Genomic DNA, 15,224 nt, shown 5'->3' with positions numbered 1-15,224 from the left:
CTCTTCGGCTGGTGTCGCTGAAAAAGAAAAACCTCCGCAGCCAACGCTGCGGAGGTTTTTTGTTTCAGAGATCAGCAGTTGACCTTAGTGCTTTCTGCCTTTGATCGGTGCCCACAGGCGCTTGTTGACCAGGTAGAGAAGAACCGACAGGACCGTCAGGAAGATGACGCCGACAAAACCGGCATTCTTTCGATCCATCATTTTGGGTTCCGCTGCCCACATCAGAAAGGCGGATACGTCCTCTGACATGGCACGGACAGAGTTTGCGTGGCCATCGGCAAAGTCGATCTGTTCGTCAAACAGCGGCGGACCCATCGAGATCCAGCCACCCGGGAACGCCTTGTTTTCGTAGAGGATCGTTCCTGCTTCTTCCTTTTCCTCGCCGGTGTAGCCATCCAACAGCGATGCGATGTATTCCGCACCGCCAATGCCTTTGACCAGTTGGTTGATGCCCAGACCATAGGGACCATGGAATCCGGCGCGCGCCTTGGCCATCAGGCTCAAGTCCGGTGCACCAGCACCGGTGTTGGCCGGGAAATGGTCAGTGGGGATTGCCGGGCGGAAGTCATCCAGTTCGGGGTCAAACACCTCGAAGTTTTCAGCGGAATAGGCAATGACCTGTTCTTCCGAAAAGCCCAGCGCCTCAAGGTCGCGCAGCGGACATATTGCAGCCCGTGGCAGGCCGCGCAAACTTCGGTATAGACCTGAAGCCCACGCTGCAGCTGGTTCAGATCCCAGGTTCCGAATGGTCCTTCGAACGAAAAGTCGAAATCCTCGATGTGAGTGTCGTATGCGCCTGCCGCATGGGATGTCGCAGGGGCAAGGGCCAGGGCAAGCGCGGCACCGATTGCAAGTTTCTTGAACATTTTTCCGGTCCCTCTTCTTACTCTGCCGGCGCCGTTGAAGGTGCAGCCTCAGCGTCCGGTTTCTTGTAGTGGGCGTTGAAGTCTTCCTCGATGGTCTCTGGCGGAACGTCGGGTTTTTCAATGACACCAAGGATCGGCAGGATCACGAAGAAATAGGCGAACCAGTAGGCAGATGCGATCAGCGAGAAGGTCGCATAAGGCTCTTCCGCCGGCATCGCCCCCAGCCACATCAGGGCAAAGAAGTCGATGATCAGCAGGTAGAACCACCATTTGAACATCGGGCGGTACTTGCCGGAACGCACGCTCGATGTATCCAGCCAGGGCGCCAGGGCCATGGCCAGGATCGCACCGAACATCGCCAGAACCCCAAAGAACTTGGCGTCGATGATGCCGCCGGTGATGAAGCTGGCGAACTGCACGACCCAGACCTCGCCGGTAAAGGCGCGCAGGATCGCGTAGAACGGCAGGAAGTACCATTCGGGAACGATATGCGCAGGCGTGACCAGCGGGTTGGCTTCGATGTAGTTGTCCGGGTGGCCCAGATAGTTCGGCATGTAGCCGACGATGGCCCAGAACACGACCAGGATCACGGCCAGCGCGAACAGGTCCTTGATCACGAAATACGGCCAGAAGGGCAGCGTGTCTTTCTCGGCTTCCGCCTTCGACGTGCGACGCACCTCAACACCGGTCGGGTTGTTATTGCCCGTGGTGTGGAACGCCCAGATATGCACGATCACCAGTGCCGCGATGATGAAGGGCAACAGGTAGTGCAGCGAGAAAAAGCGGTTCAGCGTGGCATTGTCCACGGCGGGTCCGCCCAGCAGCCAGGTCTGGATCGCATCACCTACGAAGGGGATTGCGCCAAACAGGCCGGTGATCACGGTCGCACCCCAGAAGGACATCTGACCCCAGGGCAGAACGTAGCCCATGAACGCGGTACCCATCATCATCAGGTAGATGAGCATCCCGATGATCCATGTGATCTCACGCGGGGCTTTGTACGAGCCGTAGAAGAGACCGCGGAAGATGTGGATATAGACCGCGACAAAGAACAGCGATGCGCCGTTTTGGTGCAGGTAGCGGATCATGTATCCGCCGTTCACGTTGCGCATGATGTGTTCAACGCTGGCAAAGGCCAGATCGACATGCGGCGTGTAGTGCATCACCAGAACGATACCGGTGATGATCTGCAGCGCCAGGCAGAACGCCAGAACGATACCCCAGATCCACCACCAGTTCAGGTTCTTGGGGGTCGGGATCATGAGGGTGTCATACAGCAGACCGACGATGGGCAAACGGCTGTTCAGCCACTTTTCGCCGTTTGTCTTCGGCTCGTAATGATCGTGGGGAATTCCGGACATCTGGGTCTCCCTTAGCCGAGCTTGATGGTTGTCGCGTCCACCCATTCAACGGGCGGGATCGGCAGGTTCTCAGGCGCGGGGCCTTTGCGGATACGACCGGCAAGGTCGTAGTGCGAGCCGTGGCAGGGGCAGAACCAACCGCCGAAATCGCCGGCGTCGCCCAGAGGCACACAGCCCAGATGTGTGCAGACGCCCATCTGAACGATCCAGGCACCGGGCGCTTCGCCTTCGGGCGACGGCATCACGCGGTTTGCGTCCGTTGCAGGCGCATCGGCATTCAGGTTTGCGTTGCGGGCCAGCGGATCGGGCAGAGCGGCAAGCCCCTCCTCGTCCTGTTGCTGTGCTTCTGCGATCTCGGCACCGGTGCGGTGGCGGATAAAGACCGGCTTGCCCAGCCATTTCACCGTCAGCTGCGTGCCCGGCTCGACCCCGCCGACATCGGTGCGGATCGAGGACAGCGCCTGAACATCTGCCGAGGGGTTCATCTGATTGATCAGGGGCCAGACCGCCGCCCCCGTGGCTACGACACCTGCGCCGCCAGCGACGTAGTAGAGGAAATCTCTGCGGGTGCCTTCGTGGTCTTCTGCGTGGGACACGAGGTTATCTCCGGTTCTTTTGGCGCCCGCGGACGGGCAAATAGCTCGCGCACCGCACGAATGCGGCGTCTTAACCGCGCTATCTATCGGGGAGAATAGATTTCGTCCAGCGGTCTTGAACGCGCAATACGCCGCATCTGGGCATTATGTCACGCCGCAGTGCTTTTTTTCATGATTCCCGTGCACAACTATTACCGCTGCCGCCAAACGCCACTTCGACTCGTACAAAGTCGATTCGCCGTCTGGCGGGCAATCGTTCGGGTTGCGCAATAGCGCACAGCATTATGTCAAAGATTAAGCGTCACGCCGTCAATATGGCTTAAGTGTGGCGTGGATTGATCTACTTTAAGGCGACGTGTTGCGATTTAAATCTTTCATATAAAATAGATATTTCTCATTCAAGTTCTCGCATGATTTCCTGTTGCACTTTTTGCGAGAATGCCGAAAAGCCCGGTCAAGCGCGAACTCCAGTTAGGAGACCTCATATGTCGAAACTTGTTTTGACCACCACATTGCTCACAATGGCCCTGTCCTCGCAGGCGGTTGCCACCGGCGACCCGGCGAAAGGCGAACTGCTCTACAACCGATGCTCATCCTGCCATGCAATCATCAAGGATGGCGAGGTTCTGGTGAAGGGCGGAATCACCGGGCCGAATCTCTACGGTGTCGTCGGTCGCATCGCCGGTACCGAGAACGACTATCTCAATGGCAGCGAACGTCTGCCGATCGGCATGTTCACCGACGACCTGATCCGTGCGGGGAACGAAGGGCTGGTCTGGACCCAGGAAAACCTGATTGCCTACTCAGAGGACCCGATCGGTTTCATTCAGGAGTTTCTGAACGACGAAACCGCGCGCCCCAACATGAGCGTCAAGCTGAAGAAAGGCGCAGACGATATTGCCGCCTATCTGGCGACGTTCAGCGCCCAGTAGGCCGTCGACCAGACCCGGCGCTGGTCAGGTGCTGCGCATCAACGCGGCCAGCCGCCCGGTTTCGGTGCCAAACCCCGTCACCTCCAATTGCCCGGCCGCGCGGAGGCGGGCGTCCTCGGTCTTGTTCTGGTTCAGTTTCCACGTGCCCTGAATGTCATCGATCCGCATCCGGCAGGGCACGATCATCCGCATCATTTTCGCCAGCGCCTCGTCAGACATCTTTCCGGTGGTCCATGGCGGCTTGGGCAACAGACGTTCTTCATAGAACGCAGATTGCCGGTCCAGCAAATCCAGCAATGTGTCGTGCGGCTGCATCTCTATCTGACCTGTCAGATGCACGGCCACGTAGTTCCACGTCGGCACCTGATCATCGACCTCGTACCAGTCAGGCGACACATAGCCGTCCGGACCCGTGACCGCGATCCGGGCGATTTGTGGCTGTTTCAGCAACCTCACGATCGGGTTTGAACGGACAAGATGCAACTCGGCCAGAGAACCATCTTCACTCAGCAAGAACGGAACGTGGCTCAACAGGGGGGCCTCCGGCGTCGACACGGCCAGAACACCGAAGGCGCGATCACGTGCGAAAGCGATGTGCCGTGCGTTGTCCTCGGCACGAAAAGCGGGGTTGGGATGCATACCTGTCCTCCTGACGATCCCTCTTGCAGAACCGCCCGCAGCTTGGCAAGCTTCATTCTGTTCTCAGGGCGGGGCGAAATTCCCCACCGGCGGTATGCGGGCCAAGACCCGTCAGCCCGCGAGCGGCCCCGTTTGTCGGGGTGTCAGCAGATCTGGTGAGAGGCCAGAGCCGACGGTGACAGTCCGGATGAAAGAGAACGCGCAGCGTGTCGCACAGCGGCACGGCTGTTCGTGATCGCCTTGGGTGACGTGTCATGCCGGGCTGGCAGCGATATGACTTCGCGAGCGCCAGCGGGCCACCAAACCGAAAGGAGATCATGATGACACACACCCGCTATGCGTTTGTAAAAGCCAACTGGCATTCCGATATCGTAGACCGCGCTTTGGACGGCTTTCTGGACTTGATTCCGGTCGATCTGGTCGATGTATTCGATGTCCCCGGTGCCTTTGAGATGCCGCTTCTGGCCAGGGATCTTGCCGAAACAGGGCGCTATGCCGCCGTGGCTTGCGCGGCCTTTGTGGTGGATGGCGGTATCTACCGGCACGAATTCGTCGCACAAGCCGTGGTAGACGGGCTGATGCGCGCCGGGTTGGATACGGGCGTTCCTGTCCTGTCAGTCTCACTGACGCCGCATCAGTATCAGGAGACGGATCATCACAACGCGATCTACCGCGCCCATTTCATTGAAAAGGGGCGCGAGGCGGCGCAGGCCGCGCTCAAGGTCACCGAGACCCGGGCGCAATTGGCGGCAGCGGCTTGATCCCAAGCGGTTGGAGCATCTGCGCCCCAACCGCAAATCTGCTTGAGGCTTGGGGCCTCGCCCGCTAATCACGACCCGCAAAGGAGCACGCCCCATGTCGATGAACAGCTTTGGACATCTTTTTCGCGTCACCACCTGGGGTGAGAGCCATGGTCCTGCATTGGGCGCCACTGTCGACGGCTGTCCGCCGGGGGTGGCAATCGACGAAGCCATGATCCAGCACTGGATGGACAAACGCAAACCGGGGCAGAACAAGTTCACCACCCAGCGGCGCGAGGCCGACGCGGTCAGGATTCTGTCGGGCGTGTTCGAAGGCCAGACAACGGGAACCCCGATCCAGCTGATGATCGAAAACACCGATCAGCGCTCGAAAGACTACGGCGACATCATGGACAAGTTCCGGCCCGGTCACGCCGATATCACTTACTGGCAGAAATACGGCATCCGCGACTATCGCGGCGGCGGGCGCAGTTCGGCCCGCGAAACCGCGGCGCGGGTCGCGGCAGGCGGACTGGCGCGCGAGGCGATCAGGCAGATCGCGCCGAACGTGCAGATCACCGGTTACATGGTGCAAATGGGTCCGCGCAAGATCGACAGGGACAGCTTTGACTGGGCACAGATCGAACAAAACCCGTTCTGGACCCCGGATGCCAAGGCCGCTGAAGACTGGGCCGCCTATCTGGACGAGCTACGCAAGTCAGGAAACTCGGTCGGGGCCGTGATCGAGGTCGTGGCACGCGGTGTTCCGGCGGGATTGGGTGCGCCTGTTTACGCCAAGTTAGACACTGATCTGGCCTCTGCCATGATGTCGATCAACGCCGTCAAGGGTGTTGAGATTGGCGAAGGCATGGCCGCCGCGGAACTCACAGGCGATGCCAACGCTGATGAGATTTTCATGGGTCAGGACGGCCCGCAATACAGCAGCAATCACGCCGGTGGTATTCTAGGTGGTATTTCGACCGGGCAGGACGTCGTGGTACGTTTTGCGGTCAAACCAACCTCATCGATCCTGACCACTCGCAAGACCATCACAAAATCCGGCGCAGAGACCGAGATTATCACCAAGGGCCGCCATGACCCCTGCGTCGGCATCCGCGCAGTCCCGGTCGGCGAGGCGATGATGGCCTGTGTGATCCTGGATCACCTGCTGCTGCATCGCGGCCAGATTGGCGAAAACCGTGGACAGATTGGCTGACCTACGTACCCGGCTGCGGACGGTTGTGGCGCAGCGTATGGCCACAGACCCGGCTCATGACCTTGCCCATCTGGACCGCGTCTGGGTGAACGCGCAGGCCATTGCGGATGTGACCACCAATATGAAGGTGTTGCTTGCAGGGTGTTATCTGCATGATCTGGTAAACTTGCCAAAGGACGACCCGGATCGCCACCTTGCATCCCGTAGATCAGCGGCGGAATCAGAGTCTATTCTTGGGAAACTCGGTTATGAACCGACACAGATTGAGGCCGCCCAGCACGCAATTGCGGCACATAGCTTTTCGGCCAAGATACCACCAGAAACGCCCGAAGCGCGTATCCTGCGCGATGCCGACCGGCTCGATGCGCTTGGCGCAATTGGCATCGCGCGCACGTTCTCGGTGTCTGGCGCCCTGGGCCGTGTCCTCTACGATCCGGCGGACCCGTTCTCAGAAAACCGACCGCTGGACGATCTGCGCTTTTCCATCGACCATTGGAAGGTCAAGCTGCTGGCTTTGCCGCAAGACATGCTGACGCCCACCGGCAGACGACTGGCGCAGCAACGCGCGCAGCGTATGATCCGGTATCTCGAAGAGTTTGCCGAGGAACTCGGCACGGCCCTGCCAGCCGAGTGGGCCGCGCTCGCCCCGACCCGTTGATCTTTGCGCCGCAAAGGCGCAGGGTCGCGCCGATGGCAAAATCCTTAACATCGCATCGACCTGTCCTTGCTGTGACGCTGAAGCTCAGCGCCCTGTTTCTGTTCACGTCTATGTCGGCCCTGGTCAAAGCGCTGTCCGAAGATTTTCCGCCGGGAGAGCTGGTCTTTTTCCGTTCTCTGTTTGCGATCCCCGTCATCATTATCTGGCTGATTGCGCGCGGCGAGCTGGCGCAAGGCTTTGTGGTCAAAAAGCCGATGGGCCATTTCTGGCGCGGCGTATTGGGGACATCCGCGATGGGCCTGACCTTCACCGGCCTCAGCCTGCTGCCTCTGCCCGAGGTGACCGCCATTGGATATGCCACGCCGATTTTCACCCTTGTTCTGGCGGCCGTCATGCTCGGTGAACGCATCCGCATGATCCGAATCGGAGCCGTTTTGCTGGGCCTGTTGGGTGTTCTGATCATGATCTGGCCCCGCCTTGGCAGCACCGAGATGGAAACCGCCGCCACGCTGGGCGCGCTCTGCGTTCTGACCGCGACGATGGCCCGGGCCTTTGTCCAGATTCACATCCGGCAACTGGTACAGGTCGACCATCCAGCGGCCATTGTGTTCTATTTTTGCGTGACTGGGACACTGCTGTCGGGGCTGACAGTGTTCTGGGGCTGGACCATCCCAACATGGGAACAACTGGTGATTCTGATCGCCATGGGTCTGACCGGAGGCGTGGCGCAGATCCTCGTGACCTCGTCCTATCGGTTTGGGCAGGCGTCGATGCTGGCGCCCTATGATTACACCACAATGCTGTTTGCGATTGTGATTGGCTATGTCTGGTTTGGTGAATTGCCGACGATCGCCATCCTGACCGGTGCCGCGCTGGTGATTGCCGGCAACGTGGTGGTGATCTGGCGTGAGCATCAACTGGGACTGGAACGCGGCAAGGCCCGGTCGGTCACCGATCCCAAAGCGTGACTTTACCTTTCGCAAACTTTCCCTAGGTTGGGCCGGACAGTCAAAACAGGTGCCCCATGAGCGACGCGCAGGATCACAAGGAAAAGATGCAAAAGGTGCAGGCCAAGCACCGCAAGAAAGTGTCCGAGGCGGTCGACCCCGGACGCGGGTTGGTCATGGTCAATACTGGCAAAGGCAAAGGCAAATCCTCCGCCGCGTTTGGCGTGGTGATCCGGGCGTTGGGCTGGGGGCAAAAGGTGGCTGTTGTACAGTTCATCAAGGGCAAATGGAAAACCGGCGAACGGCGCTTTTTTCAGGAGCGGGACCTGGTCACCTGGCACACGATGGGCGAAGGTTTCACCTGGGACACCCAAGACCGTGAACGCGATATCGCGGCGGCAAATTCAGCCTTCGACAAGGCCTGCGGTTTGATGGCGAGCGGCGAGTACGATCTGGTTGTGCTGGATGAGATCAATATCGCCCTGCGCTACGAATACCTGTCGGTCGAACAGGTCATAGCGGGGCTGGATGCGCGGTCCGAACGGACCAGCGTCTTTCTGACGGGCCGGGACGCGCCACAGAATCTGCGTGACTATGCGGATCTGGTGACAGAAATGACCGAGGAGAAGCACCCGTTTCAGGCGGGAATCAAAGCGCAGCGCGGACTGGATTATTAAACCCGCCGGGTGTCCGCTTCAGGCCTTTTGCCGTGTCAGCAGCTTTTCAAAAACATACCGCACAGAACCGCGACGGCTGGCCGCACTGTCGGGCAGGCTTACGTCATGGTCCGGTTCGTTGATCGCCCTGTCGCGCTTTTTCTGCTCGACATAGGCTGCAAAGTCATCATCACAGCACGCACACCCACAGGACGTAGCTGCATCATGTCGGGCGATGATTTCGTCGAGCTGATCATTCATTCCTGACCTTCCCACAAGGCGATACTCCGAACCACACATCGTTTCCGAGGCGGCGGCGTGCTCTCACCATGTCTTGCGCTAAGCCCGCAAACCGCCTCGAAACTCGGTGCCAGATGATAGATCATCTGACGTCGATTGATAATTGATTATTTTAGTCGGGAATTTCAAGTCCGATTCGTCAGATCGCCTGTTCCCTGGGATCCAGGGTGACCGACCAGAGTTCGGTGTCTGCGCGATCCATCAACCGCACGGTCATCTGCTGTGTGGCACCGTCAATGTCCACAAGCCCAAAGAACTGCAGGCCAGCGCTGGGGGGCAGGTTGACGCCCTGATCCTCTGCGGGTGCTTTGACGAACTTCACCTCGGGGCCAAAAGTACCATCCAGTGCGTTTGGACCAAATGTACCGGCATGCAACGGGCCCGACACAAACTCCCAGAATGGTTCAAAATCCTGGAATTGGGCCTTGTTAGGGTCATAAAAATGCGCAGCAGTATAGTGAACGTCGGCCGTGAACCAAACCGTGTTTGTGACGCCGGTCGTCTTGATGAACCGCAGCAGATCGGCGATCTCCAACTCGCGACCCTTGGCCGGACCACTATCACCGTTTGCGATCGCCTCTGCTCCGGCCTGTTCCTTCCAGTTGTCCCAGACGATCACACCGATCGGCATATCCGAGGCAATCACCTTCCACGTGGCCTGCGATCCGGCCAGCTCTTTCTTGAGCCATGCAAGTTGCTCGGCACCCAGAATGCGGGACTGATCGGTGATCTCATCTTCCATCGAAGGACCGTTAGGACCGCGATAGCTGCGCAGATCGAGGAAAAAGACGTCCAGCATCGGGCCGTACGAAATCTTGCGATACACGCGCCCCGGTTCGGCGGGGGTAATGCGCAGCGGCGTCATCTCATGAAAGGCGCGTCCGGCGCGGGATTGCAGCACATGCACTGATTTTTCGGTGTACCGATCGTCCGAGATCAGGTCCTTGGCATCCGACCAGTTGTTGACCACCTCGTGGTCGTCCCATTGAAAGAAGGTCGGACAGACGGCGTTCATGGCGCGGACATGTTCGTCCATCATGTTGTATTTCCACTGGGCGCGGAATTCGTCCAGCGTTTCGGCCACCTTGCGCTTCTCATCGATCAGGGTGGTGTTTTTCCAGATCACCTGCCCGTCTTTCTCGACCTCGTCCTGCATTGGGCCATCGGCGTAAACCGTGTCGCCGGAATGAATGAAAAAGTTGGGCTTGTGCTGCGCCATGGTCGCATACGCGCGCATCCCCTCATCATCAATGCCCCAGCCCTGACCGGCGGTGTCCCCGGACCAGGCAAACCGTATGTTGCGCCGGGACATCGGTGCAGTGCGGAATTGGCCAACAACAGGCTCTGATACGACATTGATGTCGCTGAGGTCGGCGGCCACGAAGCGATAGAAGATATCCTGATCCGAGGGCAATCCATCCACCAGCCGCTTGACCGCAAAATCGCTGTTGGGAATAGCGTCCATTGGCGTCAGCCTGCGCGCGTCGGCAAAGCTGTCGGTTGTCGAGACTTCCATCATCACGCGGGCCGGGCGGTCGGTTCGCGTCCAGATCATGCCAGAGCCTGTATCCACATCACCCGATTGAACACCGTGAGTGAATACCGGGCGCGATGCCGCACGGCTCAGCGCGGGCATGGACAGAGATGCGGCAAAGGCGGTGCTGCCTGCTAGGAAGGAACGGCGGGTCGGTCGCAATATCTTGGTCATCTGGGCTCTCCTGTCTGGTGATCGGTGTATCGACCACGCGATTGGTAAGCCGGATTGAGCCGCCCGATTGTAAAACGAGCGGCTCAGATTCTGACACTATCACGATGATATTGTGACGCCTGTGGATAAACACCCAACCCTTGGGGTCAGCTGCGCACGAGCTTTTCGTAATCCTCGGCAATCTCGCGGGTGATGTCGCCCACCTCGAATGTGTATTCACCGATCTGACCGACCGGGGTGACCTCGGCCGCGGTTCCGGTCAGCCAGCATTGCTCAAAGCCAGCCATCTCCTCGGGCATGATGTGGCGTTCATGGACGGTGATGCCCTTGTCCTTGAGCATCTGGATGACCGTCTGCCGGGTGATCCCGTTCAAGAAGCAATCCGCCAGAGGCGTGTGTACCTCACCGTCCTTGACGAAGAACACATTCGCACCGGTCGCCTCGGCCACATAGCCGCGGTAGTCCATGAACAGGGCGTCAGAGCAGCCTTTCGCCTCGGCCTTGTGCTTTGAGATGGTGCAGATCATGTAGAGGCCCGCCGCCTTGGCGTGCACCGGGATGGTCTCCGGGCTGGGCCGTTTCCATTCCGCGATGTCCAGCTTGGCACCCTGCATCTTGGCATCGCCGTAATACGCCCCACGGCCAGACCGCGACCGCCATACGCACCGGGTTCTTGGCCGAAGCGACACCCATATCCTCGCCCGAGCCGCGCCAGACCAGAACGCGCACATACGCATCCTGCAATCCACTGGCTTTCAGGGCCTCTTCCTTGGCAGCCTCGATCTCGTCAATCGAATAAGGCACCGGCATGTCCAGCGCCTCTGCCGAGGCAATCAGGCGTTCGGAATGCGCGCGGCTTTTGAAGATCTTGCCGTTATAGGCCCGTTCGCCCTCGAACACAGACGAAGCGTAATGCATCGCGTGGGTGAGAATATGCACGTTGGCGTCGCGCCAGGGCACCAGTTTGCCATCCAGCCAGATAACACCGTCACGATCGTCATACCCCGCCATACGAAACCTCCTGAACCGGGTTGATTTTCCGATTGTTGCGCTACTTAGGTCCGAAGTGGACATAATGTTGCGCAAAAACTGCGATTCGATACCTGTCCACCCTTGGAATGTCAATAACGCTGACATAAAGTCGGCCCGTGCAACGAATGAGGGATGATATGTCCGACATCCGCCCCGCCCCATTGTATGGGGGCGAAAGCCTGTTGTTTTTGACCGACGAACAGTTGCGACAGGGGATTGAGGCCATGTTTTTTGCCTATCGCGGCTTTACCGCCGATCCTGATCGCATCCTCGCCGAGATGGCCTATGGTCGTGCGCATCACCGCGCCGTCCACTTCATCAATCGCGCACCCGGCACAACGGTCAACAACCTTTTAGCAATTTTGGGCGTAACAAAACAGTCCCTGAACAGGGTTCTCAGGACACTTATCGAGGATGGGTTGGTCGAAAGCCGGGTCGGTACCGTGGACAAACGCGAACGTCATCTGTTTCTGACGGAAAAGGGCCAGGCGCTGGAGGCCAAACTGTCCGATGCCCAGCGCGCGCGGATGCGGGCGGCGTACAAGGACGCGGGTCCCGAAGCCGTGTCCGGGTTCCGCAAAGTGCTTGAAGCAATGATGGATGCTGATATGCGTCATGCATATGCAAAACTTCGGGATACGACCTCATGAGCGATATGGACGCCCATCTGCTGATTGTCGACGATGACGAGCGCATTCGCGATCTGCTCAAGAAGTTCCTGATGCGGAATGGATTTCTGGTTACGGCCGCCCGCGATGCGGCGCATGCGCGGCGCGTCTTGTCGGGGCTGGATTTTGATATGATCGTGATGGATGTCATGATGCCGGGCGAGGATGGAGTCAGCCTTACTCGTTCGCTGCGCGAGACCCACAACACGCCGATCTTGTTGTTGACGGCGCGGGGCGAGACCGAGCATCGCATTGCAGGGCTTGAAGCCGGGGCGGATGATTATCTGGCCAAGCCGTTCGAGCCCAAGGAACTGCTGTTGCGGATCAACTCGATCCTGAGACGGATGCCAGAGACGGCCGCGCAGGATGCGGCGTCAAAGATTCTGCATCTCGGACCGATCCGGTATGACATTGAACGCGGAGAGATGTGGCAGGGCGAAAACCCGGTTCGCCTGACGGCCACCGAAAGCCAGTTGATGAAGATATTCTCGACCAAGCCCGGTGAGCCGATCAGTCGGGCCAAGCTGGTCGAGGATTTGGGGCGCGACAAGGGGCAGGCGCAGGAACGGGCGGTGGATGTGCAGATCACCCGCTTGCGCCGCAAGATCGAGCAGGACCCGAAACAACCCCGCTATCTGCAAACCGTGCGGGGCGCGGGCTATATGCTGGCGCCGGATTGATGGTGCCGCTGCGCGGCGGTTTTGTGCCTTCGGCGAAGGTATTTTGAGCCAGATGAACAAGGGATCCTGATGAAGACTGTCCTTTAAACCACGCCGATTGCCTTGGTCACGTGACGCCCTCAGGACATCCCGAACGCGTTGCCCGGCTGGAGCATATTCTGCATGCGCTGGAACCACTTGACCTGAACCGGGTGACTGCGCCAATGGCGGCAGATGATGATCTGCTGCGTGTTCATCCCGAAAGCTACATCCGCGAGATCCGGAGCAATCGCCCCGATGAAGGATTCACTCAGATTGACGGTGACACCTTCATGTCCCCGGGATCGGTGGATGCCGCGTATCGCGCGGCGGGCGCAGTCGTACGCGCAGTCGATATGGTTTTGGGTGGCGAAGCGCAAAATGCATTTTGTGCGATCCGACCGCCCGGTCATCATGCCGAAACCGAAACAGCCATGGGGTTCTGCCTGTTTGGCAATGCGGCCCTGGCCGCCAAACATGCGCTGGAGCATCACGGGCTGGAGCGGGTCGCAGTTGTCGATTTCGACGTGCATCACGGCAACGGGACGCAGGATCTGCTTTGGGATGAGCGTCGCGCTCTGGTGATCACCAGCCAGCAGATGCCGCTGTGGCCGGGCTCTGGCCGACCCGATGAAACCGGAGCCTACGACACGGTTCTTAATATCCCGCTGGCCCCCGGTACCGGCGGGGAGGACATGCGGACCGCCTACGAAACACAGGCCTTCCCACGCCTGCGCGCGTTCCGACCCGAGTTGATCATCATTTCGGCCGGATTCGACGCGCATCAGGATGATCCATTGGCCAATCTGAACTGGTCCACCGGTGATTTCGCCTGGGTTACAGCCGAGTTGTGCAAGATCGCTGACGAGATGTGCGAAGGCCGTATCGTCTCGACTCTGGAAGGCGGGTATGATCTGAACGCACTTGCCGATGCAACCCGCGCCCATGTGCAAGAACTGATGAAGGCAGCCCGATGACCGATACCCCAGTTGATCAGATGACATTCGAACAGGCGATGAAAGAGCTTGAGACTGTGGTGGGCCAGTTGGAGCGCGGCGACGTGGCATTGGATCAATCCATCGCCCTGTACGAGCGCGGAGCAGCGTTGAAAAACGATGCGAGGATGAGTTGAAGCGCGCCGAGGAAAAGTCGCGGCGATCACTCTGGATGCCAATGGTCAGCCGACCGGAACGACGCCCGCCGAAGGTCTCTGAATGTTTCGCGACAGGCTTGCGCAGGACGCGGCCCGTATTCAGACACAGTTCGATCTGGTTCTGGGTGCGTTGGACGATCTGGATGTGACCCGGGCGATGGCTTATGCCGCGCAGGGGGGAAAACGCTTGCGCGGGTTTCTGGTGCTGGAAAGTGCGCGTTTGCATGAGGTTGATGAGGCCCGCGCGATCTGGCCTGCCACCGCGATCGAGGCGCTGCACGCCTATTCGCTGGTCCATGATGATCTACCGTGCATGGATGACGACGACCTCCGCCGGGGTCGGCCAACCGTCCATGTGAAATGGGATCAGGGCACAGCACTTTTGGCCGGTGACGCCCTGCAAGCCCTTGCGTTCGAACTGTGCACGCGCCCCGAAGTTGGAGATGCTGACACGCGGGCAGACTTGGCTTTGACCCTGGCACAGGCGAGCGGTGCACAGGGGATGGTTCTGGGTCAGGCGCTGGACATCGCGGCTGAAACCGCATCCGAACCATTGTCGCTGGAGGACATCACCCATCTGCAGGCCGGCAAGACCGGAGCCCTGATCGAATGGGCCGCCTGCGCGGGGGCGCGGCTGGCGCAGGCCGATCCGGCGCCCTTGCGCCAATATGCCCACGCGCTGGGCCTTGCTTTTCAGATCGCGGACGACATCCTTGATGTCGAGGGTGACGCCGAAAAGGCCGGAAAGCGCCTGCAAAAGGATGCCGATGCAGGCAAAGCCACGTTTGTATCGGTTCTGGGACTGGCCGCAGCCAGAACCCGTGCAAGCGAACTTGTCGATCAGGCCTGCGCGGCGGTGGAAAGGTACGGGCCCGGGGCCGAAACCTTGAAGGCCGCCGCCCGCTTCGTTATTGCCCGAGACAGCTAAGCCGCAAGGAACGCGCCAAACATGACTTCTGATCGCCCGCAAACGCCTCTGCTGGATCTTGTGAACCGCCCTGCGGATCTCAAGCAGTTTTCAGATGCACAGCTGCATCAGTTGGCGCAGGAGTTG

At 59.3% G+C, this 15,224-nt stretch carries 15 protein-coding genes, 3 pseudogenes and 1 riboswitch; of the genes and pseudogenes, 11 read left to right on the top strand and 7 right to left on the bottom strand.

Annotated features, from left to right (window positions below):
- Positions 1 to 84: 84 nt before the first annotated feature.
- From ACR3E0_RS00090 to petA, 3 genes and pseudogenes are all read right to left on the bottom strand, one after another.
- Positions 85 to 866 (bottom strand): annotated as a pseudogene (locus ACR3E0_RS00090) (cytochrome c1).
- A 17-nt stretch (positions 867 to 883) separates the two neighbouring features.
- A complete protein-coding gene (gene petB / locus ACR3E0_RS00085) occupies positions 884 to 2,227 on the bottom strand; it encodes a cytochrome b (protein WP_480474957.1) in 1,344 nt (447 codons plus the stop codon).
- 11 nt (positions 2,228 to 2,238) lie between these two features.
- Positions 2,239 to 2,823 carry a ubiquinol-cytochrome c reductase iron-sulfur subunit gene (gene petA / locus ACR3E0_RS00080; RefSeq protein WP_480474955.1) on the bottom strand — a complete coding sequence of 195 codons (585 nt, stop codon included), beginning with the start codon at positions 2,821 to 2,823 and terminating at the stop codon, positions 2,239 to 2,241.
- A 485-nt stretch (positions 2,824 to 3,308) separates the two neighbouring features.
- On the opposite strand from petA, the gene ACR3E0_RS00075 reads away from it, so the two are divergent.
- A complete protein-coding gene (locus ACR3E0_RS00075) occupies positions 3,309 to 3,755 on the top strand; it encodes a c-type cytochrome (protein ID WP_480474953.1) in 447 nt (148 codons plus the stop codon).
- A gap of 24 nt (positions 3,756 to 3,779) precedes the next feature.
- Here the strand turns inward: ACR3E0_RS00075 and ACR3E0_RS00070 are convergent, their stop codons facing one another.
- A complete protein-coding gene (locus tag ACR3E0_RS00070) occupies positions 3,780 to 4,394 on the bottom strand; it encodes an FMN-binding negative transcriptional regulator (protein WP_480474951.1) in 615 nt (204 codons plus the stop codon).
- A 55-nt stretch (positions 4,395 to 4,449) separates the two neighbouring features.
- Positions 4,450 to 4,597, top strand: a riboswitch (FMN riboswitch).
- 117 nt (positions 4,598 to 4,714) lie between these two features.
- On the opposite strand from ACR3E0_RS00070, the gene ACR3E0_RS00065 reads away from it, so the two are divergent.
- The 5 genes from ACR3E0_RS00065 (at position 4,715) to cobO (ending at position 8,632) form a co-directional block, all read left to right on the top strand.
- On the top strand, positions 4,715 to 5,155 hold the full coding sequence (locus ACR3E0_RS00065) for a 6,7-dimethyl-8-ribityllumazine synthase (RefSeq protein WP_480474949.1): 441 nt from the start codon (positions 4,715 to 4,717) through the stop codon (positions 5,153 to 5,155).
- A gap of 94 nt (positions 5,156 to 5,249) precedes the next feature.
- Positions 5,250 to 6,350 carry a chorismate synthase gene (aroC, locus tag ACR3E0_RS00060; protein ID WP_480474947.1) on the top strand — a complete coding sequence of 367 codons (1,101 nt, stop codon included), beginning with the start codon at positions 5,250 to 5,252 and terminating at the stop codon, positions 6,348 to 6,350.
- Entirely contained in the window at positions 6,334 to 7,008 is a 675-nt protein-coding gene (locus ACR3E0_RS00055) for an HD domain-containing protein (RefSeq protein WP_480474945.1), read from the top strand. The genes aroC and ACR3E0_RS00055 overlap by 17 nt, the downstream gene beginning before the upstream one ends.
- 32 nt (positions 7,009 to 7,040) lie before the next feature.
- Positions 7,041 to 7,976 carry a DMT family transporter gene (locus ACR3E0_RS00050; RefSeq protein ID WP_480474943.1) on the top strand — a complete coding sequence of 312 codons (936 nt, stop codon included), beginning with the start codon at positions 7,041 to 7,043 and terminating at the stop codon, positions 7,974 to 7,976.
- Positions 7,977 to 8,032: 56 nt separating this feature from the next.
- Positions 8,033 to 8,632 carry a cob(I)yrinic acid a,c-diamide adenosyltransferase gene (gene cobO / locus ACR3E0_RS00045; protein ID WP_480474941.1) on the top strand — a complete coding sequence of 200 codons (600 nt, stop codon included), beginning with the start codon at positions 8,033 to 8,035 and terminating at the stop codon, positions 8,630 to 8,632.
- An 18-nt stretch (positions 8,633 to 8,650) separates the two neighbouring features.
- Here cobO and ACR3E0_RS00040 read toward each other — a convergent pair whose 3' ends face one another.
- The 3 genes and pseudogenes from ACR3E0_RS00040 to ACR3E0_RS00030 all read right to left on the bottom strand — a co-directional run bounded on the left by ACR3E0_RS00040 (position 8,651) and on the right by ACR3E0_RS00030 (position 11,630).
- The gene (locus ACR3E0_RS00040) at positions 8,651 to 8,872 is read right to left on the bottom strand and encodes a hypothetical protein (protein WP_480474939.1); all 222 of its coding nucleotides are present in this window, start codon (positions 8,870 to 8,872) and stop codon (positions 8,651 to 8,653) included.
- Positions 8,873 to 9,050: 178 nt separating this feature from the next.
- Positions 9,051 to 10,619 (bottom strand): alkaline phosphatase D family protein, encoded by a 1,569-nt coding sequence (locus tag ACR3E0_RS00035; protein WP_480474937.1) that lies wholly within the window; start codon positions 10,617 to 10,619, stop codon positions 9,051 to 9,053.
- Between the two features lie 146 nt (positions 10,620 to 10,765).
- Positions 10,766 to 11,630: pseudogene (locus ACR3E0_RS00030) on the bottom strand (branched-chain amino acid aminotransferase).
- A 158-nt stretch (positions 11,631 to 11,788) separates the two neighbouring features.
- Between ACR3E0_RS00030 and ACR3E0_RS00025 the strand changes: the two are divergent.
- From ACR3E0_RS00025 to ACR3E0_RS00005, 5 genes and pseudogenes are all read left to right on the top strand, one after another.
- Positions 11,789 to 12,301: a MarR family winged helix-turn-helix transcriptional regulator gene (locus ACR3E0_RS00025; protein WP_480474935.1), complete on the top strand. Its 513-nt coding sequence runs from the start codon at positions 11,789 to 11,791 to the stop codon at positions 12,299 to 12,301.
- A complete protein-coding gene (locus ACR3E0_RS00020) occupies positions 12,298 to 12,999 on the top strand; it encodes a response regulator (protein ID WP_480474933.1) in 702 nt (233 codons plus the stop codon). Before ACR3E0_RS00025 ends, ACR3E0_RS00020 begins: the two co-directional genes overlap by 4 nt.
- Before the next feature lie 110 nt (positions 13,000 to 13,109).
- On the top strand, positions 13,110 to 13,994 hold the full coding sequence (locus tag ACR3E0_RS00015) for a histone deacetylase family protein (RefSeq protein ID WP_480474931.1): 885 nt from the start codon (positions 13,110 to 13,112) through the stop codon (positions 13,992 to 13,994).
- Positions 13,991 to 14,231: pseudogene (locus tag ACR3E0_RS00010) on the top strand (exodeoxyribonuclease VII small subunit). The gene ACR3E0_RS00015 and the pseudogene ACR3E0_RS00010 overlap by 4 nt, the downstream one beginning before the upstream one ends.
- Complete coding sequence (locus ACR3E0_RS00005; RefSeq protein WP_480474929.1) at positions 14,232 to 15,098, top strand: polyprenyl synthetase family protein; 867 nt, start codon at positions 14,232 to 14,234, stop codon at positions 15,096 to 15,098.
- The last annotated feature ends 126 nt before the right edge of the window (positions 15,099 to 15,224 follow it).

The sequence above is a fragment of the Ruegeria sp. AJ12 genome (assembly GCF_056536245.1).
This window is presented reverse-complemented; position numbering and strand designations above follow the sequence as displayed.